Origin of the sequence: Pseudoalteromonas sp. TAE79 (assembly GCF_000498015.1) — a bacterium.
Lineage (GTDB): Bacteria > Pseudomonadota > Gammaproteobacteria > Enterobacterales > Alteromonadaceae > Pseudoalteromonas.
Genome location: NZ_AUTL01000133.1, coordinates 1 through 22,572, shown reverse-complemented (window position 1 = coordinate 22,572; position 22,572 = coordinate 1). Strand labels below are relative to the sequence as shown.

Genomic DNA, 22,572 nt, shown 5'->3' with positions numbered 1-22,572 from the left:
TTATCTCCCAAAGCATGGAAGTTATTGTGGTTAAAGAGAATAAAAACACCATTGCCTGAAACTGCTCCAAATATGTCATGGGCGTATCAGGAACTGGCAAAGTTAGGAGGCTGGAAATATACCAAGCGCACAGGGCGTGCATCTGTGAAAGTGTTATGGAAAGGATGGCTTAAGTTACAAGCCATCCTGGAAGGCTACGATTTAGCAAAATCTCTTGAGTCAGACTTGTGATCAAGAGACAGCAATTAGCGGCTTTTTTGTGTTCAATAAATAACTAATTTATTATTTACGTTTAGTAGGCTTAACACGTTGATTGTGTTTTTTAACTGCTTTGCGGATCTGGTTGATTTTAGCGCGTTTATCTTTGCGTTTTTCAGGCATAACAGAAAGCTTAGTTTGTGTCTCGCGCCCTAATTTAACGGTTTTGCGTAAGTAGTTTACTGTTTCTAAATCATACTCCATCCAACCACCTTGTGGCACGCGCTTATCAAGCTCTAGTTTACCGTAACGAATACGAATAAGACGAGATACTTCCGCATCTTGAGACTGCCATAAACGACGTACTTCACGGTTACGTCCTTCATTTAACGTTACGTTAAACCAGCGGTTAACGCCTTCGCCACCCATAGGGGTTACAGTCGTGAATTTGGCTGGACCATCTTCAAGCTCAACACCACGTAGTAAGTTTTTAACCGTTTCATTGGTTACTTCACCAAATACACGCGCAGAGTATTCACGCTCTACTTCATAGCTTGGATGCATTAAACGGTTAGCTAATTCACCATCATTAGTAAAGAGCATCAAACCCGATGTATTAACGTCTAAACGACCCACTGCAATCCAACGTTCACCATCAATGCGAGGAAGTCGATCAAATACTGTACGACGCCCTTCTGGATCTTTACGTGTGCTTAACTCACCTTCTGGTTTGTTATACATAATTACACGACAGATTCTATCTGCTTTTTCTTCAATCTTTACAGTGTGTCCGTCAACACGAATCAAATCGGTTTCTTCAACACGGTCACCTAACTTTGCCACTTTACCGTTTACGCTAACGCGGTTTGCATCAATGTATTTTTCCATTTCACGGCGTGAGCCTACGCCTGCACGGGCTAAGACTTTTTGTAACTTTTCACCTTGTATAATACTCATTCGGATGGTTCTCTCACAGAAGGATCGCTCAATAACTGGTTAATTTTACTTTGCTGCTCAGTTGGCAACGCAGGTAAATTTTCAAGCCCAGTTAACGAAAAATAATCTAAAAATTGCTTAGTAGTTGCATATAAAGCCGGCTTTCCCGGAACCTCTTTATGCCCTACCACTTTAACCCACTCTCTTTCGAGTAAGGTTTTAATAATATTCGAACCCGTAGTAACACCTCTTACTTGCTCAATTTCGCCGCGTGTAATGGGCTGCCTGTATGCAATAAGTGATAATGTTTCCAGTAAAGCACGTGAATACTTAGGCGCGCGCTCTTGCCACAAGTTATTTAACCAAGGGCTTAAACTACTGCATGCCTGAAACCGATACCCACTACCAACTTCAACTAAGCGAATACCACGAGTTTGAAAATGTTCTTGTATTGTATCTATTGCGTCGTTTATTCGCGCCATAGAAATAGCTAAATCTATTAATACAGTGTCTTTAAGGTGGCGTTTACTCACAGGCTTATCTGCAACAAAAATAGCTGCTTCAATGATCTCAACTAGTTGTTCATCACTAATTCGCCGACCCGCCATACACACTCTTAACAAATAAAAATACACAGCCATCTATTATGACAGAACAACACCAAACTAGGAAAATATATCTATCAAATAACTAAATTTAAAACACAAAAAAGCCAGTGACTAGCACTGGCTTTAATCTTACTTACTAAAATGGTAACTATTAGTTACTTTTAAAAGCTTCTAATGCATCATCTTCAGCTACTGCGTTACCATATTTTTTAATGTAACCCATAAACTCGCTTTTACTGATGCGCTTATCTTGGTTTTTATCCATGTAACCAAAATGATTTGAAATATCATCATCGTTACCTTCAACTACCGAGATATAGCCATTGCTGTCGTTATCTAGACTTGCAAAGCTGCTTTCAATTTTATCGAATTTAGCAATTTCAGCTTTAAATGCCGACTCACTTACTTCAGAATCAGTGGCTACTTTACCATTGTTTAACTTCATGTAAGTGTTGAATTCTTTGCGGCTAATTTCGTTATCCATATTGGTATCAATATTTGAAAAATGGCCCCAAATGCTATCGTCATCAGCTTCAACTTTTGAGATGTAGCCATCGCTGTCATTATCTAAACTTGCAAAGTCACTGTCTATTCTTTCAAGACCTTGATTAGATGAACAAGCCNGGCTGCTAATGTTAACTTTTTCATAAGACGTATCCTTCGTAATTAATTAAATGTCACTTTAACTAATACAAATCCAATGCCAATAATAGTTAACTTATAATAATCAATAACTTAATCTCATTCTGTATATTTATTAAACAGTTTCAGTAAGTTAAGCTTGCAAGCTTTGCAAACAACCTTGTAATTTTTGCAAAAAAACACCCGGTAAAAACCAGGCATTTCAATTTTACTTATATAGTTAAGCTAACAATTAGATTGCTGCGTTTTGGTAGCGTTTAACAAACTCAGTAACTTTTTGGCCATTACATTTTAATGAGTTTAGGTTACCAATTTTTTGACGAACAGGTGCTAAACCTTGTTTTAAAGCCGTCATACATAATTGAGTTTCTTGTTGAGCGTCTTTTGCAAATACTTCTACTTTCTCAACTGATGCGTTGCTTAATGTCGTTTTTTTAGCAATATCACGAATATCTTCACCATTACATAAAATGCTTTTAGAAAAACGAGATAGGTAAACACCGTGTTGGGCAGCTTCTTTACGAGCAACGCTAAAGCCTTCGTTTGCACTTAGTACACATAACTTAGACTCAATTTTGTTATCTTGGCTAAAGTAAGTATTGCTTTGAGCTGACGCAGTTGCAGATGCTAGTAAAGCAGTGGCTAAAAGTAGTTGAGTTTTCATGAGAGATCCTATTTGAACGAGCTAAACAAGTGAATTTCGCGCATTATATATTCAATAAAGTTAAGTTCAATTGAATTTTTTATTTATTTAAATAATTAATATTGTATTCACAATGTTTAAACTTTACCCATCATTTGATCAACATTTGCGCAGCTATTATCTCAATTCAGTCATGTTATGTACGCGTATTTACTGATACAATTTAATCTATTAAATAGAACCAATTTTAAGGTAAATTTTATGAAAGTGATTTCTTTCAATATCAATGGTCTGCGTGCTCGTCTTCACCAATTACAAGCAATTATCGACAAACATCAACCAGACGTTATTGGCTTGCAAGAGATTAAAGTTCACGACGAAGCATTCCCATTAGAAGATGTACGAAAAATGGGATATCACGTCTACTTTCATGGTCAAAAAGCGCATTATGGCGTAGCTATGTTATGCAAAAAAGAGCCTAAATCGGTCTTAAAAGGTTTTGCCACCGATACAGATGAATCGCAAAAACGCATGATAAGCGTCACTGTTGAACAAGAAAACGGTCGCGACCTTACTGTCATGAATGGCTATTTCCCACAAGGTGATAATATTAATCACGAAACTAAATTCCCTTATAAACGTCAATTTTATAAAGATTTAATGACACACCTTGAAACCAATCACACACCCGATCAAGACGTCATCGTTATGGGTGATATCAACATATCACCTACCGATTTAGATATTGGTATTGGCGAAGTAAATGCTAAACGTTGGTTAAAAACGGGTAAATGTTCTTTTCAACCAGTAGAGCGTGAATGGCTTGCAACATTACTTAATTGGGGTTTTAAAGACACCTTTAGAGAGCAAAACCCCGAAACAGACGGTCAATACTCGTGGTTTGACTATCGCTCTAAAGGGTTTGTAGATAATCGAGGACTTCGTATAGATGTAGTGCTTGCAACCAATGAGCTTGCAGCACGCTGCATAGATACAGGTATTGATTACGAACTTCGCGGTATTGAAAAACCGTCAGATCATGCCCCTATATGGTCAACATTTAAGTAATTATTATGCTCAGCCTAACAATGCAGGGGCTACTTTGGGCTCTTGTAATTATTATTGCTCTACTAAGCTTTGATAAAAAAACATATAAAACATTGCTTAATACGCCAGTCCGTCAAACTGGCGTACTTGCGTGTGCGTTAGTGTTTGCAGTGCTTTGGCGAATAAAGGCTGGCATTTTAACTGGCCTTGATTTGCACATCCTAGGTGTTACGGCTGCTACATTAATTTTAGGCTGGCGATTGACTATTTTAAGTAGCCTACTTGCCACAGCCCTACTAGCTGCCTTTGGTCAAATTGAACTTGAGCTGTTACCAGTACAACTGCTTATTGGTGCGTTTATTCCTATTTTATTGAGCTATCTTGGCTTTATAATTAGTTACCAATATTTACCTCGTCATTTTTTTGTTTATATATTTGTTTGTGCGTTTATAATCGCAGGATTTATAGCCTGTATAAAAATAGGCCTAGGTGCTTTATTTTACTTAGCTATAGGGCAATACAATTGGCAAGAACTTGCAGATAACTACGTTTATTTAAGTGCCATAATTTGGTTTCCTGAAGCAATGCTCAACGGCATGGCTATAACAATTATGATCACCTATCGCCCGCATTGGGTAAAAACTTTTTACGATAAGGACTACCTAGGCTCATGAGTCTTGAATATCAATGCCCGCTGTGTAACCTAGCACTTTTGAAAACTGATTCAACACTTCGTTGTGCTAACAACCACAGCTTTGATTTTGCTAAAGAAGGCTATGTTAATTTACTGCCTGTGCAACAGAAAAATTCAAAACAACCGGGTGATTCACTTGAAATGGTACAAGCCAGACGTGCATTTTTAGAGCGTGGGTATTATCGTTTTTTACAGCAAAGCCTTAGTGATATAATCAGTAATATAAGTGCGAATACTATTATTGATTTAGGATGCGGTGAAGGGTTTTATACCCAAGCAATCGCGAATAAAACAAATGCTGTTGTATACGGTGTCGATATTTCAAAATCAGCGGTTAAATATGCAGCAAAGCGCTACCCTAATTGCCATTTTAGTGTGGCATCAATCAGCCAAGCCCCCTTTAAAAGCCAATTTGCTGATGTACTTGTTAGCGTATTTGCACCTTTGTTTGAGCAAGAGCTTGAACGCCTAGCAAATCAAAACGCAACATTAGTAGTTGCAAGCCCAGGTCCTTGTCATCTAAAAGAGCTAAAATCGTATATATATTCAGAAGTAAACGAACATACTGAAATAGCCACTCCAAAAGGATTTCAAAAATCAGAGCAGATCCTTTTAACAGATCATATAGCGCTTAGCTTTACTGATATTAAAAACTTAATAATGATGACGCCATTTGCATGGAAATTTAGACCCGAGCACTGGACAGCACTCGAAGAAAAAGGTGAACACACTGTCACCTTATCGTTTTATATTACTCAGTTTACCAAAATAGATAATGATGTAACTCTCTAAAACTGCTCTTTAGTAAACGCCCTGTCCATTTTATCAAACATATCTTTAAGTAAATTGGCAAGCTCCAAATAACGGGGCTTGTTTTCACTTAACTGCGTTTGATATCCATTAGCTGCCATTTTAGTGTACAACTCGTTATACCATTTTTGCATCGCAGGCTCTAAAGGCGTTTGCGCTCGCTTACCCAACCAAAATAAACCTTGTAATGGTAAAGATATAAAAAATAATGCACTTGCAATGGCTTGCGGTAAAAAATCAGAACCCAAGTAATTTAGCTGAAAAAACAATGTTAGCATGGCTAAGATTGGCATTACTGTAATGGCAAGCTCAGTCGCTCTAATTACCCTAAACTCTAAAAACAAAGGCGCAAGCTCTTTGCGCATTGGCCATTTTTTACCATACAAACGGCCTGTTTGTAGTTGTGACATCACACTTTTTTGCATCATGACTCCTCACAGATACTGCTTTTAAATACAATGGAAAAACGAGCTATACGCAAAGTGTAACACAAAATGAAAGAGTTACACTTTCTCAGTAAAACAGCTTAAATTTACCTTTTAATAGCGAACAATCCTAACTTAAACATCTTAATTAAGGTAAAGTATTTAACATTGCGTTAACTACTTTGCAATTGAACATTCAATTGTTTTAGCTTTACTTAATACCGTAAGTGTAACGATTACGAATTAACGTTTACTTACTAAATTTGTTTATGGAAATTGAATCTATGCCAACAACCTCTCCTGAATCACAACACGTTTTAGTTTTAAATTGTGGTAGCTCTAGCTTAAAGTTTGCCATTATTGATGCGAACGGTGGTCACGAAATCATTTCAGGCCTTGCTGAACGCTTAGGCGCTAAAGCACCCTCTATTAAATACAATTTTAATGGTACTAAAACAGTTATCGACTTAGCGGCTAATCAAGCTCATGCTGAGGCTATAAATACGCTTGTAAGCTTAATAAAAGATCACAACTTAGACGAGCAACTTATCGCAGTGGGCCATCGTGTTGTACATGGCGGCGAGCATTTCACAAAGTCAGTCTTAATTGATGAAGATGTAATTAACGGTATTACTAAAGCCTCTTCTTTAGCGCCGCTACATGGTCATGCGAACTTGTTAGGTATTTCATCTGCACAAGCTTCATTTATAGGTTTACCGCAAGTAGCAGTATTTGACACAGCATTTCATCAAACTATGGATGAAGTTGCCTACCTTTACGCCCTACCCTATAAGCTTTATACAGATTACGGTGTGAGACGCTATGGTATGCATGGCACAAGTCATTACTATGTAGCAGGACAAACTGCTAAATTATTAAATCAGCCTATAGAGAAGAGTAATTTCATTAGTGCTCATTTAGGTAATGGCTGCTCTGTTACTGCAATAAAAAATGGTAAAAGTGTTGATACTAGTATGGGTTTAACGCCATTGGCAGGTATTGTTATGGGTACTCGCAGTGGAGATATTGACCCCGGTTTATTTAATTTTTTAACCACACAGCTTAGTTACAACGCTCAGCAAATAGATAATTTATTAAACCAAGAAAGCGGCCTACTAGGTATTAGCGAACTCTCTAACGATTGTCGAACGATTGAAGAAGCCGCTGTTGCCGGACATAAACAAGCACGTTTAGCGCTGGATATTTTTTGCTACCGACTAGCCAAACAAATTGCAGCGTATATGGTCCCATTACAGCGCCTTGATGCTGTGATTTTTACGGGTGGTATTGGTGAAAACTCAGATATTATTCGTGAAAAAGTAATTACACAACTTGCCTTTTTAGGCATTAAGTGTAATCCGCAAGCCAACCTTAATGCGCGCTTTGGTCAAGGCGGTGTTATTAGCTGTAAAAATTCACACGTCAAAGCAGTTGTAATGCCAACTAATGAAGAATGGGTCATTGCCCTTGATGCTGCAAATATCGTGAAGGAGCTTTAATATGGCACGTCGTATTATGTTAATTCCTGTTTCTACCGGTGTTGGTTTAACGTCGGTATCAGTTGGTTTAGTGCGTGCACTTGAACAAAAAACAGTTAAAGTTAACTTTTTTAAACCCATCGCTCAGCCACGTTCAGGTGAAACAGGCCCTGAAAAATCAACACAAATAGTCACTCAAGGCTCACCTATTAACCCACCAATGCCTTTTGCACTTGATTATGCAGAGCAAATGATTGGCGACGGTAAAGGTGATGATCTACTAGAGGAAATTGTTGAACGCTTTGAAAGTAAAATAAACGACGACGAAGTCGCTATTATTGAAGGTATGGTACCTACTCGTCGCCAACCTTATGCTGGGCGTGTAAACCGCGAAATTGCGCAAACACTCGGCGCCGAAATTGTATTTGTACTTACCCCTGGTAATTACACCATTACTCAAATAGAAGACCGCCTTGAAATTGCAGCAGGTAACTACGGTGGTATCGATCATCCTCGCGTACTGGGCTGTATTTTTAATAAAGTAAACGCGCCACTTGATGAAGAAGGTCGTGCACGCGCCGATTTAGTAGACTCATACAAACCTGAAGAGCTTGAAAACGAGTTAAATCGTTTAGCCTCCCTGCCTATTTTTAAAAATAATCCGTTCATGTTACTTGGCGCAATCCCGTGGGATTTTGACTTAGTAGCGCCGCGCGTAAAAGACTTAAGTGCGTATTTAAAAGCAACAATAATTAACGAAGGCGATATGCTTCATCGTCGCCTGCGACGTATTACTTTTTGTGCTCGTACGGTTTCAAATATTTTAAACTATTTTACGCCAGGCGCTTTATTAGTAACACCGGGCGATCGCTCTGACATACTTGTTGCTGCGTGTTTATCAGCTATGAATGGCACCAAACTTGGCGCCATATTGCTTACCGGTGGTTTTGAACCAGAACCGCGTATAATGGCCTTGTGTGAGCAAGCCATGCAAACCGGTTTACCAATACTTGCAACCGATGCCGACACATGGCGTACATCATTATTACTGCATAACTTTAATATGGAAGTACCAAATGATGATGACCAACGTATTGAAAAAGTAAAAGATCACAACGCAGAGCATATCAATTCAAGCTGGCTAGATACTCTAGCTAAAAGTGTAGGTAAAACTCGCAAGTTATCACCGCCCGCATTTCGTTACTTACTTACCACTAAAGCGCGTAAAGCAGGTAAAACAGTTGTTCTGCCAGAAGGCAATGAGCCTCGTACAATTAAAGCGGCTGCTATTTGTGGTCAACGCGGGATTGCTAAAACTATATTACTGGGCGATCGCGAAGAAATAATGCGTATTGCGCAACAGCAAGGTATTGAGCTAAACGAACATGTAACTATTATCGAGCCAAAAAGTATTATTAATGATTATATTGCGCCTATGGTCGAAATTCGTAAAAGCAAAGGCCTAACTGCCGTAGTAGCACAAGAGCAACTACAAGATAACGTCGTACTGGGTACAATGATGCTTGAGCAAGGTAAAGTGGACGGNCGCCCACCACTGCAATTAATTAAGACAGCGCCAGGGTCATCGCTAGTATCATCTGTATTTTTTATGCTACTACCTGACCAAGTGTTAGTTTACGGTGACTGTGCGATTAACCCAGACCCTAATTCTGAACAGCTTGCAGATATAGCGATTCAATCTGCCGACTCTGCAGCTGCATTTGGTATAGAGCCACGTGTTGCCATGATCAGCTACAGCACGGGCACTTCTGGTACCGGTGCCGATGTTGAAAAAGTACGTGAAGCCACAAAAATTGCAAAACAAAAACGTCCTGATTTAATTATCGACGGTCCACTACAATACGATGCCGCTATAATGGAAAACGTAGCTCTTAAAAAAGCACCTAACAGCCCTGTAGCCGGTAAAGCGACTGTATTTATATTCCCAGATTTAAATACGGGTAATACTACATATAAAGCAGTGCAGAGAAGTGCCGACTTAATAAGTATTGGCCCTATGCTGCAAGGTATGCGCAAACCTGTAAACGATTTAAGCCGTGGTGCATTAGTAGATGATATTGTGTATACAATCGCCTTAACTGCAATTCAGGCAGCACAAGCAGAAGCGCAAATTACTCAATAAACGCAACGTGTATTTTTTATAGCCTAGCTATTATTTATTTAATAATTAACTAGTTAGGCTATTTATACCCTGCAACCCCCATACTTATCCACAGAAATTGTGGGTAAGTTTGTAATCTCTATTAAAACCTACTCCCAAATGCCTATTTTAGTCTCGGTTACACCTTTAACTTGAAGGCAATAATCTATACTATTAAGCTATCAATAATGCTGTATCGCAGGCGTTTAATGTCAAAACAAACATTACAATTACTCAGCACAATTTTATCTATACATAGTTTAGATGTAGATGCCGACATACCTGCGGCACTTTTAAAGCAATCTTTATTTTTTATTTCTAAAACCCATGATGAACTTTCAATTGTATGCCCAAGCGATTTTGAAGTAAAAAGCCTGGATACCGAACCAGACTGGCAAGCTTTAGAGGTTGTAGGTCCACTTGGCTTTTCGTTAACCGGAATTATGGCTAATATTTCAGGCGTATTAGCGCGAGCTAAAATTTCTATCTTTTCAATCTCAACCTACGATACTGATTATATTCTCATAAAAAAACACACTGCAGATAATGCTATTTCAGCTTTAAGAAAAGAGGGTTATAACGTGGTGGTAAATTAACTTATGAAAGCTCAAAAAATTGACTATTTAGCTCAAAATAAAACGCCCCGCAGTGCCATCCTTATTACAAGCCCATTTACAGGTAAAGTAATTGAACTGAAAGAGCACCCAGAACCTTTTTTTCGTTTTGGCACTCTGGGCCCTGGTATTATGGTGCAACTAACAAGTCATAAAATTTTAGCACCGTTTGATGGAACTTTATTACAAGTAAAAAATGCAGGCACTGAGTTTATTCTACAAGCTAATAATGGTCTAAAAGCCTTGATTAACTTAACTATCCCTGATTCGCAATCAATTACGCATACCCATATTGCACAACTCAATGGTAGCAAAATATGCAAAGGTCAACGCCTTGCTTATTTTGATTTACGAGAACTTGATACTCCAATGCTTGCTAGTTTAATTTTACTAAACGGCAATAATCTTGGCACGTTTCATTACTCACATTCGCATGTAAATGCGGGCGAAGACACCCTATTAACTATTATTAAGAAGAACTAGATTTATGATCACTCTATACGGTATTAGCAACTGCGATACGATAAAAAAAGCAAAAAAATACTTAGCCGACAACAATATAGAATTCACTTTTCATGATTACCGCAAAGATGGCGTAAACGAGCAAATGGTGAGTGATTTTGCAAATAAGCTCGATTGGGAGCAACTTGTTAATAAAAGAGGCACTACTTATCGCGCATTATCTGATGAGCAAAAACAGAGCCTAACTAAAGAAAGTGCTATCCCATTGTTAGTTGAACAACCTGCCATGATCAAACGCCCAGTACTGGTAAACAATGGCACTTACCATTTAGGTTTTAAAGCAGCCCAATACGACGAGATTTTTAATAATGACTAATGATGTAATTAAACTCGCCCAAGCACTAATCCAACGTGAATCAGTAACGCCAGAAGATGCTGGCTGCCAACAAATGATGAACGATCGCCTTGCTGCGATTGGCTTTAATATAGAGTCATTATTTTTTACCGACACACTTAATACTTGGGCTCGAAAAGGCACACAATCGCCACATTTTTGTTTTGCAGGTCACACTGATGTTGTACCAACCGGTCCTGAACAAAATTGGCAACATCCGCCGTTTTCAGGATTAATAAAAGATGGCCTATTACATGGGCGTGGTGCTGCCGATATGAAAGGCTCATTAGCTGCAATGCTTGTGGCAACCGAGCGCTTTGTTACTAAACATCCAGATCATAAAGGTTCAATTTCTTTTTTAATCACCTCAGACGAAGAAGGTCCATTTGTAAACGGGACTACTCGCGTAATTGATACATTAGAAGCACGCGGTGAAAAAATTGATATGTGTCTTGTAGGCGAGCCTTCATCACGCGATGTACTCGGTGATGTGGTTAAAAATGGTCGCAGAGGTTCACTTACCGCTTTTTTAACCGTTAAGGGTATACAAGGTCATGTGGCCTACCCGCATTTAGCAAAAAACCCAATTCACTTAGCGACGCCAGCACTTACTGAACTTAGCCAAACGGTGTGGGATAACGGAAATGAATACTTCCCTGCTACCAGCTTTCAAATTTCTAATATTAATGGTGGCACGGGGGCGGGTAATGTTATTCCGGGTGAACTCGAAGTACAGTTTAACTTTAGATTTAGCACGCAAGTAACGTATGAGCAATTACAGCAACGTGTAAATGACATTCTACAAAAGCATGACTTAAATTATGAATTAAGCTGGATAGTAAATGGCTTACCTTTTATTACCGAGCACGGCCCGCTTGTTGATGCCACAGTTAAAGCGATTAAATCAGTAACCGGTTTAACCACGAATCTAGAAACCACGGGTGGTACATCTGACGGTCGCTTTATTGCTCAAACTGGCGCTAAAGTAATTGAACTTGGTCCACGTAACGCCACTATTCATAAAGTGGATGAATGCGTAAGTACCGATGATTTAATTACCCTTACCGACATTTACGAGCAAATATTAGAGCAACTTTTAGCATAATGGATGTAACTAAACCAACACCAATGATGTGTATCACAGGGCAAAGTGATACACATTTAACTGATATACAAAATCATCGCTTGCACAGCGCTATTATTAACGACTTTTTAGCGCTGCAAAGTGCAGCACAAAAAGCAGGATTTGAGCTTACTATTGCCTCAAGTTTTCGCGACTTTAATCGTCAATCAATTATTTGGAATAATAAGTTTTTAGGTATTCGACCTGTTTATAATAAACAGCAAAAGGTTGTAGATTTAACTAAATTAAATGATGTAGATAAATGCATAGCAATAATGCTCTACTCTGCATTACCTGGGGCAAGCAGGCACCATTTAGGCACCGATTTAGATGTGTTTGATAAAGCTGCGGTAAGTGATGATTATAAACTACAGCTAACACCTGATGAATACCTGCAAGGTGGGCCGTTTGCGCCTTTAAGTAATTGGCTTGATACTAACTTAGATAAATTTGGCTTTTATCGCCCTTACCAGCATGATTTAGGCGGCGTAGCACCAGAGCTTTGGCATATAAGCCATATTAAGCGATCGCAATTATTAGTGAATAAGCTTAGCGAGCAAGTACTTTTTGAATGCATAAAAAACAGTGAACTACAGGGTAAGCAGGCAATACTTGATAACTTACCCGCTATTTATACACGCTTTGTAACAAACGTGAGTCCCCCTTAAAAAGAAGGTTAACTTAAATGATATTAAACCTTCTTTTTATTTAAAATAAATACCAGCACAGCGCCTAATATTAACGAGCTTGCTACTATAAATTCCATTGTTACCTGCTCTGATAAAAACAAGACCCCGGCAACGGCTGCAAGTACAGGTACACAAAGCTGCACAACAGCAGCTTGGGTACTTTTAAGCAGTGGCATAGCCACATACCAAACACTGTAGCCAATTCCAGACGCTATCGCACCCGAGGCACATGCAAGCAAAACCCCTTCAATACTCATATTTTTTAAATAACTCATACCAACAAGTAATAAAACAGGGATAGCCACTAAGCTTCTTATAAAGTTAAACCCCGTAGTACGTAGTGGCGATACGCACACTTTACCGCGAATACTGTAAATACCCCATGCCACACCACTGAGTGCCATAAGTGATGCACCTAATAATGAAGGTACAGCAGCAGATGGCAGCATTAAATATACAAACCCACCTAGCGCCACTATAAACGCGCACCACTGAAGCACACTCAACTGCTCTTTTTGATATATACCCCAGCCAATCATAGTGAGTTGCACGGCTGAAAACAAAATCAGTGCACCGGTGCCTGTATCCAGCTCTACGTATGCAATCGAAAAACAAAGTGCATAAACTAATAGGCTTATACTGCTTCGCCAGCTTCCTTTATCGCTTAAAATAGCGGGGTTAAAAGTGCCTTTTCGTTTTAAATTATGAGTATAAATAGCCATTATAATGCCCAAACACGCAGCACCACTGAGTAAGCGAATAACTGTAAAGTTCCAAGCATCTATATAGCCTTCGGCTAAAGCCATTCTGCAAAAAAGAGAGTTTGCAGCAAACGCAATTAAAGCAATGATTGTGTACAACGTAGCTTTCAAAAAAATTCCTTAGCAATAAAAACAAATTACAGCGTTATTTCAATTAATTAATTAACCTACTAAGCTAAAAACATTGTCATAAGCGCCTATAAAACCGCTTACTGAGCAGCACATTTAAACAGGATTGGTATAACTGTGCAAAGGGAGTATTTAGTTTTAATAAATTAGATTATTTATACTAAAATCTTAGCCGCATTTGCAAAATACGGTGTCTACAACACAAGATATCCTTTTAGTATTTTTCGTATACGACTTAGTGAATAGCAATTACTTCATTTAAAAAATTCATTTATCATTACGCTTTAGGGATCATTGTATTCAATAAGACCAATAAAGTACCTTAAGCATTTCAATATTGTTACCCAACAAGAAAATTCACACTTTGTTCACCAATGTCATTTTATATTTCTTTATTAGCAGGCAGTTTTACTCTACGATTTTTTACAATATTTCACACATTTAGCTAAAAATAATATGTTAATGTATACAGGTGAATTTAGAGGAGTGCGCAGTGCGCCTAAGTATAATTTTAAGCTTTTGTTGTATTTTAAGTGGGTGTAGCACAATGGGCTTTAATGACCTATTTAATGACTATGCCACGCAAATGACACCAATAAGAAATGCGATCGAGAAAAACAATATCGAAGAAGCGCAATCCCTTATTGCCAATAATAGCACCATGCACAGCAGCTACTTACTCAACCAACTTGAGCAAGCTCGCTTAAACGACTTAGCCAATACGCCACAAGAGGCACAAAGTAAATTTGAGAACGTGTATACGCAAATGCAAAAAAAACGCGAAGCCGCCAAAATACAAGTAAGTGCGGGGCTTGAACAAAGCAATGCGTTATTTACTAACGACTCAGCCATTACTTATGTACCACCGGCTTACGAAATGAGTATGCTTCATAGTTATAAAGCACTTAACTACGTGTATAAAAACGATGTAGAAGGCGCTTTGGTCGAAATTCGCCGTGCTAATAAAGTACAAGTTGATGCACTAAGCGAAAATAAAACAGATGGCGACTCAACCGTTAAAGAAGCGCAGCAGCACTACCCTAGCATGGGCAATGTAACCAGAGATGTAAAAAATGGCTTTCAAAATGCCTATACATTTTATTTATCTGCTTTGCTTTACCAAAGTGCTAAGCAGTATGACGATGCTTATATTGATTATAAAAAAGCACTGGCTATACAACCTAACAATATTTATTTACAGCAAGATGTAATGCGCCTTGCTAAAAAACAAGGGTTTGACCAAGATCTAAATGAATTTAAAAAACGCTTTGGCGATACGCCCACTATTTCTTCATCACAAGGCGAAGTAATTGTTTTATTTGAACAAGGATTAGTACCAAAACAAGATGAATTTAAACTGCGCTTGCCAATTTATTCATCACGTGGCGATGCACGCTTTTACAGCTTGGCGATGCCGGTATATAAAGATAATGCCTATGTGCGCCGCCTTAACAATATAAATATAGATGCACAAAGCTTGGCGCTTAGCCCACTGGTACACATTGAGGCACTTGCAGCTAAAACTCTAGAAGATCAAATACCTGCAAAAGTCGCTCGCCAAGTACTTAGATTAGTAGCTAAAGAGAAAGTGCGGGCAGAACTTGCTCGCAGTGCCGGTGATGTAGGTAACATACTTGCTAATATTTATAATTTGGCGTCTGAGCAAGCTGATACACGCAGCTGGCTTACACTTCCAAATCAAATAAGTGTCGCAAGGCAAAGCCTAAATACAGGTGAGCATTCTGTGCATATAGGCACACAAGCACCTATAAATTTTACCATTAGTAAGCAAGGGTTAACGTTAATTTACTTAACCTCTATTAATAACTACTTTAATTATCACGTAGTTCAACTTTAGGAGCCATCATGAAATACATAGCGCCATTATTAGCAGCCTTAATGCTCAGTGCATGTTCCAGCCAACCGGTTACATCGGGTATTTCTGTTGAACAAAATAAAAACCAGTTTAATGAGCAATTACGTGTAGATAACCCAGAGCTTGGTAAAAAGCTGGCCATTACTGATGTGAAAACACGTCAAACCAACCAGTTAACCGATGTAGTAGTGACACTTTCGAGCCAGTATAAAAAATCACAATATTTGCAGTATCAGTTTAATTGGTTTGATAAAGACGGCTTTGTAATTAAAGGCAATCATTCACCTTGGCAAGCACTCACCTTATTTGGTTTTGCAAAAACACAATTACCGGGCTTAGCACCGAGCTCTGATGCGGTTACCTTTTCTTTAGCAGTAAGAGAAGTGTCTACCGAATCACAAGAATTTAAAGATTAAAGGAAACAACCATGATCATCAGTAACAAATTTAAAACAGTATCAACTTACGCTTTAGTTGGCTTGAGCGCTTTAGTATTAAGTGGCTGTGCTAATAAAGCCGTAGTAAGTTATGGCGATGCACAAGCAGTAGAAACAACCGATATTAATTTTGGCTCTACCGATTTACAAAAAGTAGCGAGCCAAATGACCGATTCATTACTCAGCTCACCCGTTGTTGGCACAATGACCGCTAATAAACGCCCCGTAGTATTTGTTGAGCGTATTAAAAATAAAACTAGTGAGCACATTGATACTGAATCAATCACCGATTCAATCTCAACGCAAATGCTACGCAGTGGTAAGTTCCGTTTTGTAGATATGACGCGTGTTGAGTCAGTACGTGAGCAATTAACGTTTCAAAACGAAGATGCCCTGGTTAACCCTGCAACAGCCGTTGCATTTGGTAAACAAATTGGCGCGCAATATATGTTATACGGAAATTTATCGAGCATAGTTAAGTCAAATGCCGATAAATCAGACGTATACTATAAATTTACGATGCGTTTAATGGATATGGAAAGCGGCCTAGTTGAATGGGCAGACGAAACTGAAATTCGTAAAACTAAAGAAAAATCGACATTTGGTTGGTAGTTACTAAGCCTTTACGGGCTAATAAGCCCATAAAGGCTACCAATAGGAGATTATTATGAAAGCTATAATATTAATAATGTGTGCCCTACTTAGTGTGAGCGCGCCAACTTTTGCTCAATACGAGCGCAATAAAGCAGTCCCTGTGCAGCAAGTTTTATTTGGTGACGTAAAATCGGTACGCAATATTACCGAACAAGAAATCATTCAAGACAAAAACAACGGCTGGAAAACCTTCGGCGGTGCATTACTCGGTGGCGTAGTAGGCAACCAGTTTGGTGGTGGTAGCGGCCGCACAGTAGCAACAATATTAGGTTCGGTAATTGGCGGCAGTGTTGCACATAATAGGCAGCAGCAAAGTCATTATCAGCAAAATCACTTTGTAGAGTTATTAATACAAGTTGAAAATGGCGACCAGTTTATGGTTGTTCAAGATCAGGACCAATCAATGCGTTTTAGCAAAGGCGATAACGTAAGATTAGTGTACTTGAACGACAACACAGTCCGTGTAGATAAAGCGTACTAGGACGTGCTGAACTTTCGTGGTTGAATTTGCAGCAGAATGTTTGGTATTTAGACAAGCCAGAGCCTATGAACTGTGGTTGTTCCCTATAAATAGGCGATAACGCAGCATAAATGCCAAACATGCGCTGCCCGAAGGGTTCTGCCTAGCGGCAATTAACTCTTTGTTGCTCGGTTTTACTTGGCCCACTAGGTTACAAACCTCGCGTCGCGATTTAATCGCCCCTAGATTGAACAAATTTCAATCCACAAAGATCAACACGCCCCGTTAATATATTCATGACTAAAGTAAAAAACGAGCCAAATTTGGCTCGTTTTTTTATTATTTTTTTAATAACTATACTTGGCGATAGTCTTTAAAAAAGCGCTTCATTTTTAACATTGCATCGGATAAATCATCTTTGCTTGGTAAAAAGACCAACCTAAAATGATCAGGATCTGGCCAATTAAACGCCCTGCCATGTACAAGTAATATTTTTTCGGCTTTTAGCAAATCGTACATCATCTTTTCATCATCTTTGACGTTAAAAAGTGCTGTATCTACTTTGGCAAACGCATAGAGTGCGCCTTTAGGTTTTTTACAACTAATGCCTTCAATATCATTTAATCCGCGCCATGCAATATCACGCTGCTCATACAAGCGACCACCCGGGTTTATTAGACTATCAATTGATTGCACGCCGCCCAAAGCCTGTTGAATCGCATACTGTGCAGGTACATTTGCGCACAAACGCATAGATGAAAGTATTTCTAGGCCTTTGCGTAAATCATCCATTACCGAGGTACGACCGCTTAGAACCATCCACCCCATTCTCAGCCCTGCTGCACGGTATGTTTTTGCTAAACCATTAAAAGTAATAATAGGCACATCGTCGCAAAGTGAGCCGATTGAAGTATGCGTTATACCATCGTATAAAATCTTTTCGTAAATCTCATCGCTCAATAACAGCAGTTTATGTTCACGCGCTATATCAATTAATTGCATTAACAAATCATCACTGTAAACCGCACCAGTAGGGTTATTAGGATTAATTAATACCAGCGCTTTGGTTTTAGACGTGATTTTACTTTTTATATCGGCAATGTCCGGAAACCAATCTTGCTCTTCATCACATAAATAATGTACCGGATTACCACCCGATAACGTGACCGAAGCAGTCCAAAGTGGATAATCTGGAGCAGGAATAAGCACTTCGTCACCATTATTTAATAGCGCTTGGGTGATCATCTGAATAAGTTCGCTTACGCCATTACCAATATAAATGTTATCTACATCTAAATTATGTAATCCACGTTGTTGGTAGTGTTGATAAATAGCCACGCGAGCTGAATAGAGGCCTTTAGAGTCACAGTAACCTTGAGCTGAATATAAGTTGCGGATAATATCTCGGTGCATATCTTCTGGCATATCAAAACTAAAAGCAGCCGGATTACCTATATTCAATTTTAATACTTTTTGACCTTCGTCTTCCATTTTTTTAGCTTGCGCTAAAACCGGCCCACGAATGTCATAACATACACCTTCTAATTTGTGACTCTTTTTAATATCAGACATTTTTACCTCTTTAGGGCGTATTGACTTTATGGATTAAATTTGTTCAACCTAGGGGCGATTTAATCGCGGCGCGAGATTTGTAACCTAGTGGGCTAAGTAAAAATTGAGTAACAAAGAGAAAATAGCCCCTAGGAAGAACCCTCTGGGCAATGCGTGTTTGGATTTTATGTGTTGTTATCGCCTATTTATGTGGAAAAACCACACTGCATAGGCTCTGCCTAACCTAAAAACCAGACACTCGTTGCAAATCCAATCCCGAAAGATCAACACGCCCTAGTGAGTCTTTAGACTAACCTAGTAAAGGCGCAAAATGCCAGTGTATTTGATTACTTAGTACTGAAATAAATTCACGTTTCAGTTTCAATAATTAACGAGATGCTAACCATTCATTTAGCTTAGCTTGAGAGCCTGTTACTTGAGCCATTAAGCTATTAGATGCGTCGATGGCTTCAGCTAAGTTATCTAGGTTTAAATTTTGTTCAATAACGCGAGATACTTCAGCAAGGCTTGAAGCACCAAACTGCGCAGCGTTAGATTTTAAGCTATGAGAATGACGAATCGCCGCTTCTCTGTCTTTTCCAATAGTTGCTAAAACTTCAGAGCCTAAACGCTCAAACTCCGAGCAGCAAAAATCAAGTGTATCAGCAAACTGCTCACCCAATAACGATTCCATACTCTCTAATGCTGATGTATCAATATTTATTTCTGTCATATTTTAAGCCCTTAAAACAATCCATGTAAATTACAGTTTAATAGTACTACTTTATATTGATGCGTAAAAAAAACCAACTTAATTACCTTATAAATGTATAATTGTGGGGATCATACTGGCAACAAAAAGTTTATTAAATGGCACGCACACTTTGTAATCATTGTAACTTTGCACTTAACACCTGTATTTGCAGCGCAATTACAAATATAAACAACAAAGTTAAGGTTATTATTCTACAGCACCCAAGCGAAGAAAAAATAGCAAAGAATACCGCTAAACTACTCAATTTGTGTCTAACTGATTGCCAAATAGTCAAAGGCGAAAATAATGACGACTTTTCTATTCTTAAATCACTGCCAGTAAGCTCAACTGTTTTGCTCTACCCTAACGAACACGCTGTAAATTTAGACGATAGCGCTGAGCAATCTAATATAAAAAACATCACCCATTTAATCGTGGTTGATGGTACATGGAAAAAAGCCTACAAAATTTTGCAGCTCACCACATTGCTAAATCAATTCAAAACGGTCAGTTTTAAACAGTTACCTAAAAATCGTTATGCTATTCGTAAAGCCCCTAGGGCCGACAGCCTATCCACACTTGAAGCCGTAGCACATAGTTTGTTTTTAATAGAGCAGCTAAATCCTGCACCACTTTATAATGTGCTTGATGAATTAATACAAAAACAAACCCAACACATGCCCGAGCACGTAAAAGCACGTTACTTAGATTAAATTCGTTACTATATGAAACTTGCAATGCGTAACTACCCTAACAGGCTAAAACGTGGCTTTACTCGCCAAGGCCCCGACTATCGCTTTGACGACCAAGTCGACTTTAGCGATATAAGAGATACCTTTGGCTTTAGATCTATGGTCGTCGGTAAATGGGTAACTAAAGAAGAGCGCTACATTAGCGCTAATTTAATTTACGATGCACTGGCCGACCTTGCACAAATACTGCATTTACCGCCCAAAGCTATTGGTCTTCGTGGCAAACTTAATTTTGCATTTGGTCATGGCGGTCAAAAAGGTGTACAAGCGCATTATAATGCAGCCTCTCAAACACTTGCCCTTGCAAAAAATGCAGGCGGTGGTGCACTTGCTCACGAATGGTTTCATGCGTTTGACCATCATATAAGCGAGCATTTATTTGCAGCAAAACCACGATTTGGTTTTGCCTCAAAATTATGGCTTTCAAACACGCCTAATTTATCGCACCCACTTAATAATGCTTTGAACAGTTTTTATAAAAATGTATTTTTAGATGAGCACGGCGTTGATGCAAATAGCTTTGTACAAACATGCATGGAACACGATAAAGCACAAAACATGAATTATATGAGCATGCCAGAAGAACTTGCTGCACGTTGTTTTGAAGCCTGTATTGAGCGGCATTCAAGTATAAAAAATAGCTTTTTAGTGGGGGGCTTACAAAGTAGTAATTTAATATACCCAAACGCTGAGCATATTAATAAAGCAAATGAAGCGCTTAACCAGTACTTTGAACTACTGGGTTATGCGCTTCATAAAATGGATTAAATCAGCTCATAAAGTGATGCTTAGCTAAACCATTACCTGTACTAATGGTTAGCGAACTAAATCTAGTAATTTGTTTGTGCTCTGAACATTACAATAACCAAAGCTCAATGCAGCCATAAATGCATGATGAACATTATGTGCAGATACTACCACCCCATTAAATTCAAGATCTAATGTAGCACAAGCATCATGTGCTACATGACATTCATAGCCAAAATCTACTGCAGCACGAGTAACAGCATCAATACACATATGGCTCATAGCACCAACAATAATCAACCTTTCAACGTTGAGCTCTTCTAGTACTCTTTGTAAATCAGTATCGCGAAAACTATTTATTTGATGCTTTAAAACGACCGGCTCACCTTCAATTGGAGTAACCGTAGGATGGATTTTCGCACCATCAGAGTTAGGCACAAAGAACGGAGCCTCGTCAGAAGGAAACTCATGACGAACATGAACTACAGGCATACCATTATCACGAAATTGAGCTAGTAGTATTGCTGCATTTTCTGAGGCTTTTTCAGTTCCAGACAGAGGCCATTTAGCTCCTTCGAATGTAGAGTAATAATCGTTTTGTAAATCAATAAGTAGTAATGCTATGTTAGACATAATAATCTCTCTTATGTTGTTTAGGTTATCTGTTGAGACTATTATGCAAAACATCAACTCATTACACCGATGGCGAAATAGCCATAAATCAGTTTAAAAATGACAAAGCATGTTCAGATCACAATTATCGACTACCCCAACGCCCTACAAAGTGCAGTACAAGGCTTTAAAGAGTTATTTTTTTTGGCAAACAGGATAGTTATAGAAAGCCAGCTTGAAGTTCAGTTCTCTGTAAAGGTCATTCAGCCCGATATAGATTTAGATGGGATGAGCCAAAGTGATATTATTATTCTCCCACCAAACTTAGATGGTGATTATTACTACACGCCTCAACCCAAGTTGTTGCAATACCTCAACGAGGCTCATCAAAAAGGGACTATATTATGCTCTGCTTGCGCTGGTGCATTTATACTTGCCAAAACAGGCTTATTAAATAATCGTGTTGCTACAACACATTGGCAATTAGCTGATGAATTTCATGAGACATTCCCCAAAGTATCTCTTGAGATTGAAAGTTTACTAATTAATGACGGTGATATTATTAGCGCAGGAGGGCTGATGTCATGGATTGATCTAGGGCTAGAAATCGTGGCTCAATTCACAAAACCACACGTTATGCGTACACTTGGAAAGTTTCTTATCGTTGATACGGGTAGAAGAGAACAACGCTATTACGGTAGCTTTTCGCCAAAACTTAATCACGGGAATAAACAAATATTACTAGGGCGTGTTGATCTTTGTGGTATGAAAAACAAACAGCATGAAGATAAGGTATAATTGAATTCGCCAGAAAACTTTACACCGAACCTACATGCCAAGATTAATGTTAACAGACGGGACATGGAATGTCTTATCAAAAGTAATGTACTTAAGTGGTCGAATTTATAATAAGCCC

25 protein-coding genes and 2 pseudogenes are annotated in these 22,572 nt (G+C 38.7%); 18 read left to right on the top strand and 9 right to left on the bottom strand.

Annotation, left to right across the window (positions count from 1 at the left end; all coding sequences use genetic code 11):
- A pseudogene (locus tag L655_RS0109365) lies at positions 1 to 231 on the top strand (IS4 family transposase); the annotation flags it as partial.
- A 51-nt stretch (positions 232 to 282) separates the two neighbouring features.
- Here the strand turns inward: L655_RS0109365 and rluB are convergent.
- The 4 genes and pseudogenes from rluB to L655_RS0109345 all read right to left on the bottom strand — a co-directional run bounded on the left by rluB (position 283) and on the right by L655_RS0109345 (position 3,048).
- Positions 283 to 1,155, bottom strand: coding sequence for a 23S rRNA pseudouridine(2605) synthase RluB (rluB, locus tag L655_RS0109360; RefSeq protein ID WP_024595359.1), 873 nt, complete (start codon positions 1,153 to 1,155; stop codon positions 283 to 285).
- Positions 1,152 to 1,742: an SMC-Scp complex subunit ScpB gene (gene scpB / locus L655_RS0109355; RefSeq protein ID WP_002959713.1), complete on the bottom strand. Its 591-nt coding sequence runs from the start codon at positions 1,740 to 1,742 to the stop codon at positions 1,152 to 1,154. The genes rluB and scpB overlap by 4 nt, the downstream gene beginning before the upstream one ends.
- 151 nt (positions 1,743 to 1,893) lie before the next feature.
- Positions 1,894 to 2,390 (bottom strand): annotated as a pseudogene (locus L655_RS1000000127930) (EF-hand domain-containing protein).
- A gap of 226 nt (positions 2,391 to 2,616) precedes the next feature.
- A complete protein-coding gene (locus L655_RS0109345) occupies positions 2,617 to 3,048 on the bottom strand; it encodes a hypothetical protein (RefSeq protein WP_024604862.1) in 432 nt (143 codons plus the stop codon).
- A gap of 240 nt (positions 3,049 to 3,288) precedes the next feature.
- Here L655_RS0109345 and xthA point away from each other — a divergent pair, with 240 nt between their 5' ends.
- The 3 genes from xthA to L655_RS0109330 are packed head-to-tail and all read left to right on the top strand — an operon-like array spanning position 3,289 to position 5,560.
- Complete coding sequence (gene xthA, locus L655_RS0109340; RefSeq protein WP_024604861.1) at positions 3,289 to 4,095, top strand: exodeoxyribonuclease III; 807 nt, start codon at positions 3,289 to 3,291, stop codon at positions 4,093 to 4,095.
- 5 nt (positions 4,096 to 4,100) lie between these two features.
- Positions 4,101 to 4,748 carry an energy-coupling factor ABC transporter permease gene (locus L655_RS0109335; RefSeq protein WP_024604860.1) on the top strand — a complete coding sequence of 216 codons (648 nt, stop codon included), beginning with the start codon at positions 4,101 to 4,103 and terminating at the stop codon, positions 4,746 to 4,748.
- The gene (locus tag L655_RS0109330; protein ID WP_024604859.1) at positions 4,745 to 5,560 is read left to right on the top strand and encodes a putative RNA methyltransferase; all 816 of its coding nucleotides are present in this window, start codon (positions 4,745 to 4,747) and stop codon (positions 5,558 to 5,560) included. Before L655_RS0109335 ends, L655_RS0109330 begins: the two co-directional genes overlap by 4 nt.
- On the opposite strand, the gene yfbV is transcribed toward L655_RS0109330, so the two are convergent.
- Entirely contained in the window at positions 5,557 to 6,003 is a 447-nt protein-coding gene (gene yfbV / locus L655_RS0109325; protein ID WP_024604858.1) for a terminus macrodomain insulation protein YfbV, read from the bottom strand. The genes L655_RS0109330 and yfbV overlap by 4 nt on opposite strands.
- A 284-nt stretch (positions 6,004 to 6,287) precedes the next feature.
- Here yfbV and L655_RS0109320 point away from each other — a divergent pair, with 284 nt between their 5' ends.
- The 7 genes from L655_RS0109320 (at position 6,288) to L655_RS0109290 (ending at position 12,903) form a co-directional block, all read left to right on the top strand.
- The gene (locus tag L655_RS0109320; RefSeq protein ID WP_024604857.1) at positions 6,288 to 7,502 is read left to right on the top strand and encodes an acetate kinase; all 1,215 of its coding nucleotides are present in this window, start codon (positions 6,288 to 6,290) and stop codon (positions 7,500 to 7,502) included.
- 1 nt (position 7,503) lies between these two features.
- Complete coding sequence (gene pta, locus L655_RS0109315) at positions 7,504 to 9,624, top strand: phosphate acetyltransferase (protein ID WP_024604856.1); 2,121 nt, start codon at positions 7,504 to 7,506, stop codon at positions 9,622 to 9,624.
- Between the two features lie 227 nt (positions 9,625 to 9,851).
- The gene (locus tag L655_RS0109310) at positions 9,852 to 10,238 is read left to right on the top strand and encodes an ACT domain-containing protein (RefSeq protein WP_024604855.1); all 387 of its coding nucleotides are present in this window, start codon (positions 9,852 to 9,854) and stop codon (positions 10,236 to 10,238) included.
- 3 nt (positions 10,239 to 10,241) lie between these two features.
- Positions 10,242 to 10,739 (top strand): PTS glucose transporter subunit IIA, encoded by a 498-nt coding sequence (locus L655_RS0109305; RefSeq protein WP_024604854.1) that lies wholly within the window; start codon positions 10,242 to 10,244, stop codon positions 10,737 to 10,739.
- A 4-nt stretch (positions 10,740 to 10,743) separates the two neighbouring features.
- The gene (locus L655_RS0109300) at positions 10,744 to 11,094 is read left to right on the top strand and encodes an ArsC family reductase (protein WP_024604853.1); all 351 of its coding nucleotides are present in this window, start codon (positions 10,744 to 10,746) and stop codon (positions 11,092 to 11,094) included.
- Positions 11,087 to 12,217, top strand: a complete 1,131-nt coding sequence (gene dapE, locus L655_RS0109295; RefSeq protein WP_024604852.1) for a succinyl-diaminopimelate desuccinylase — start codon at positions 11,087 to 11,089, stop codon at positions 12,215 to 12,217. Before L655_RS0109300 ends, dapE begins: the two co-directional genes overlap by 8 nt.
- Positions 12,217 to 12,903 carry a M15 family metallopeptidase gene (locus tag L655_RS0109290; RefSeq protein ID WP_024604851.1) on the top strand — a complete coding sequence of 229 codons (687 nt, stop codon included), beginning with the start codon at positions 12,217 to 12,219 and terminating at the stop codon, positions 12,901 to 12,903. Before dapE ends, L655_RS0109290 begins: the two co-directional genes overlap by 1 nt.
- Before the next feature lie 23 nt (positions 12,904 to 12,926).
- Here the strand turns inward: L655_RS0109290 and L655_RS0109285 are convergent, their stop codons facing one another.
- Positions 12,927 to 13,796 carry a DMT family transporter gene (locus L655_RS0109285; protein ID WP_024590438.1) on the bottom strand — a complete coding sequence of 290 codons (870 nt, stop codon included), beginning with the start codon at positions 13,794 to 13,796 and terminating at the stop codon, positions 12,927 to 12,929.
- Between the two features lie 511 nt (positions 13,797 to 14,307).
- Between L655_RS0109285 and L655_RS0109280 the strand changes: the two genes are divergently transcribed.
- The 4 genes from L655_RS0109280 to L655_RS0109265 are packed head-to-tail and all read left to right on the top strand — an operon-like array spanning position 14,308 to position 17,261.
- Positions 14,308 to 15,672, top strand: coding sequence for an adenine DNA methylase (locus L655_RS0109280; RefSeq protein WP_024604850.1), 1,365 nt, complete (start codon positions 14,308 to 14,310; stop codon positions 15,670 to 15,672).
- 8 nt (positions 15,673 to 15,680) lie between these two features.
- Positions 15,681 to 16,106 carry a YcfL family protein gene (locus L655_RS0109275; RefSeq protein ID WP_002959678.1) on the top strand — a complete coding sequence of 142 codons (426 nt, stop codon included), beginning with the start codon at positions 15,681 to 15,683 and terminating at the stop codon, positions 16,104 to 16,106.
- 11 nt (positions 16,107 to 16,117) lie between these two features.
- Entirely contained in the window at positions 16,118 to 16,738 is a 621-nt protein-coding gene (gene lpoB, locus L655_RS0109270) for a penicillin-binding protein activator LpoB (protein WP_002959677.1), read from the top strand.
- A 55-nt stretch (positions 16,739 to 16,793) separates the two neighbouring features.
- Positions 16,794 to 17,261 (top strand): glycine zipper 2TM domain-containing protein, encoded by a 468-nt coding sequence (locus L655_RS0109265; RefSeq protein WP_002959676.1) that lies wholly within the window; start codon positions 16,794 to 16,796, stop codon positions 17,259 to 17,261.
- Between the two features lie 333 nt (positions 17,262 to 17,594).
- Here the strand turns inward: L655_RS0109265 and L655_RS0109260 are convergent, their stop codons facing one another.
- The gene (locus L655_RS0109260; protein ID WP_024604849.1) at positions 17,595 to 18,812 is read right to left on the bottom strand and encodes a pyridoxal phosphate-dependent aminotransferase; all 1,218 of its coding nucleotides are present in this window, start codon (positions 18,810 to 18,812) and stop codon (positions 17,595 to 17,597) included.
- A gap of 367 nt (positions 18,813 to 19,179) precedes the next feature.
- Complete coding sequence (locus tag L655_RS0109255) at positions 19,180 to 19,524, bottom strand: Hpt domain-containing protein (protein WP_007582543.1); 345 nt, start codon at positions 19,522 to 19,524, stop codon at positions 19,180 to 19,182.
- 137 nt (positions 19,525 to 19,661) lie between these two features.
- Here L655_RS0109255 and L655_RS0109250 point away from each other — a divergent pair, with 137 nt between their 5' ends.
- Both L655_RS0109250 and L655_RS0109245 read left to right on the top strand, forming a co-directional pair.
- Positions 19,662 to 20,258, top strand: a complete 597-nt coding sequence (locus L655_RS0109250; protein WP_010554237.1) for a tRNA-uridine aminocarboxypropyltransferase — start codon at positions 19,662 to 19,664, stop codon at positions 20,256 to 20,258.
- A 24-nt stretch (positions 20,259 to 20,282) separates the two neighbouring features.
- Positions 20,283 to 21,065, top strand: a complete 783-nt coding sequence (locus L655_RS0109245) for a CLCA_X family protein (protein ID WP_024604848.1) — start codon at positions 20,283 to 20,285, stop codon at positions 21,063 to 21,065.
- A 48-nt stretch (positions 21,066 to 21,113) separates the two neighbouring features.
- Here L655_RS0109245 and L655_RS0109240 read toward each other — a convergent pair whose 3' ends face one another.
- A complete protein-coding gene (locus tag L655_RS0109240; RefSeq protein ID WP_010554235.1) occupies positions 21,114 to 21,677 on the bottom strand; it encodes a cysteine hydrolase family protein in 564 nt (187 codons plus the stop codon).
- Positions 21,678 to 21,776: 99 nt separating this feature from the next.
- Here L655_RS0109240 and L655_RS0109235 point away from each other — a divergent pair, with 99 nt between their 5' ends.
- Entirely contained in the window at positions 21,777 to 22,454 is a 678-nt protein-coding gene (locus L655_RS0109235; protein ID WP_241764466.1) for a DJ-1/PfpI family protein, read from the top strand.
- Positions 22,455 to 22,572 lie beyond the last annotated feature (118 nt).

What these genes read in the sequence shown, in the direction of transcription:
- rluB (WP_024595359.1), bottom strand. Translation starts at nt 1,155, where the DNA reads ATGAGTATTATACAAGGTGAAAAGTTACAAAAAGTCTTAGCCCGTGCA.
- L655_RS0109330 (WP_024604859.1), top strand. Translation starts at nt 4,745, where the DNA reads ATGAGTCTTGAATATCAATGCCCGCTGTGTAACCTAGCACTTTTGAAA.
- L655_RS0109255 (WP_007582543.1), bottom strand. Translation starts at nt 19,524, where the DNA reads ATGACAGAAATAAATATTGATACATCAGCATTAGAGAGTATGGAATCG.
- xthA (WP_024604861.1), top strand. Translation starts at nt 3,289, where the DNA reads ATGAAAGTGATTTCTTTCAATATCAATGGTCTGCGTGCTCGTCTTCAC.
- L655_RS0109265 (WP_002959676.1), top strand. Translation starts at nt 16,794, where the DNA reads ATGAAAGCTATAATATTAATAATGTGTGCCCTACTTAGTGTGAGCGCG.
- L655_RS0109275 (WP_002959678.1), top strand. Translation starts at nt 15,681, where the DNA reads ATGAAATACATAGCGCCATTATTAGCAGCCTTAATGCTCAGTGCATGT.
- L655_RS0109345 (WP_024604862.1), bottom strand. Translation starts at nt 3,048, where the DNA reads ATGAAAACTCAACTACTTTTAGCCACTGCTTTACTAGCATCTGCAACT.
- L655_RS0109260 (WP_024604849.1), bottom strand. Translation starts at nt 18,812, where the DNA reads ATGTCTGATATTAAAAAGAGTCACAAATTAGAAGGTGTATGTTATGAC.
- L655_RS0109245 (WP_024604848.1), top strand. Translation starts at nt 20,283, where the DNA reads ATGCGTAACTACCCTAACAGGCTAAAACGTGGCTTTACTCGCCAAGGC.
- dapE (WP_024604852.1), top strand. Translation starts at nt 11,087, where the DNA reads ATGACTAATGATGTAATTAAACTCGCCCAAGCACTAATCCAACGTGAA.
- scpB (WP_002959713.1), bottom strand. Translation starts at nt 1,742, where the DNA reads ATGGCGGGTCGGCGAATTAGTGATGAACAACTAGTTGAGATCATTGAA.
- L655_RS0109320 (WP_024604857.1), top strand. Translation starts at nt 6,288, where the DNA reads ATGCCAACAACCTCTCCTGAATCACAACACGTTTTAGTTTTAAATTGT.
- L655_RS0109335 (WP_024604860.1), top strand. Translation starts at nt 4,101, where the DNA reads ATGCTCAGCCTAACAATGCAGGGGCTACTTTGGGCTCTTGTAATTATT.
- yfbV (WP_024604858.1), bottom strand. Translation starts at nt 6,003, where the DNA reads ATGCAAAAAAGTGTGATGTCACAACTACAAACAGGCCGTTTGTATGGT.
- L655_RS0109290 (WP_024604851.1), top strand. Translation starts at nt 12,217, where the DNA reads ATGGATGTAACTAAACCAACACCAATGATGTGTATCACAGGGCAAAGT.
- L655_RS0109240 (WP_010554235.1), bottom strand. Translation starts at nt 21,677, where the DNA reads ATGTCTAACATAGCATTACTACTTATTGATTTACAAAACGATTATTAC.
- L655_RS0109305 (WP_024604854.1), top strand. Translation starts at nt 10,242, where the DNA reads ATGAAAGCTCAAAAAATTGACTATTTAGCTCAAAATAAAACGCCCCGC.
- L655_RS0109250 (WP_010554237.1), top strand. Translation starts at nt 19,662, where the DNA reads ATGGCACGCACACTTTGTAATCATTGTAACTTTGCACTTAACACCTGT.
- L655_RS0109310 (WP_024604855.1), top strand. Translation starts at nt 9,852, where the DNA reads ATGTCAAAACAAACATTACAATTACTCAGCACAATTTTATCTATACAT.
- lpoB (WP_002959677.1), top strand. Translation starts at nt 16,118, where the DNA reads ATGATCATCAGTAACAAATTTAAAACAGTATCAACTTACGCTTTAGTT.
- L655_RS0109235 (WP_241764466.1), top strand. Translation starts at nt 21,777, where the DNA reads ATGACAAAGCATGTTCAGATCACAATTATCGACTACCCCAACGCCCTA.
- L655_RS0109300 (WP_024604853.1), top strand. Translation starts at nt 10,744, where the DNA reads ATGATCACTCTATACGGTATTAGCAACTGCGATACGATAAAAAAAGCA.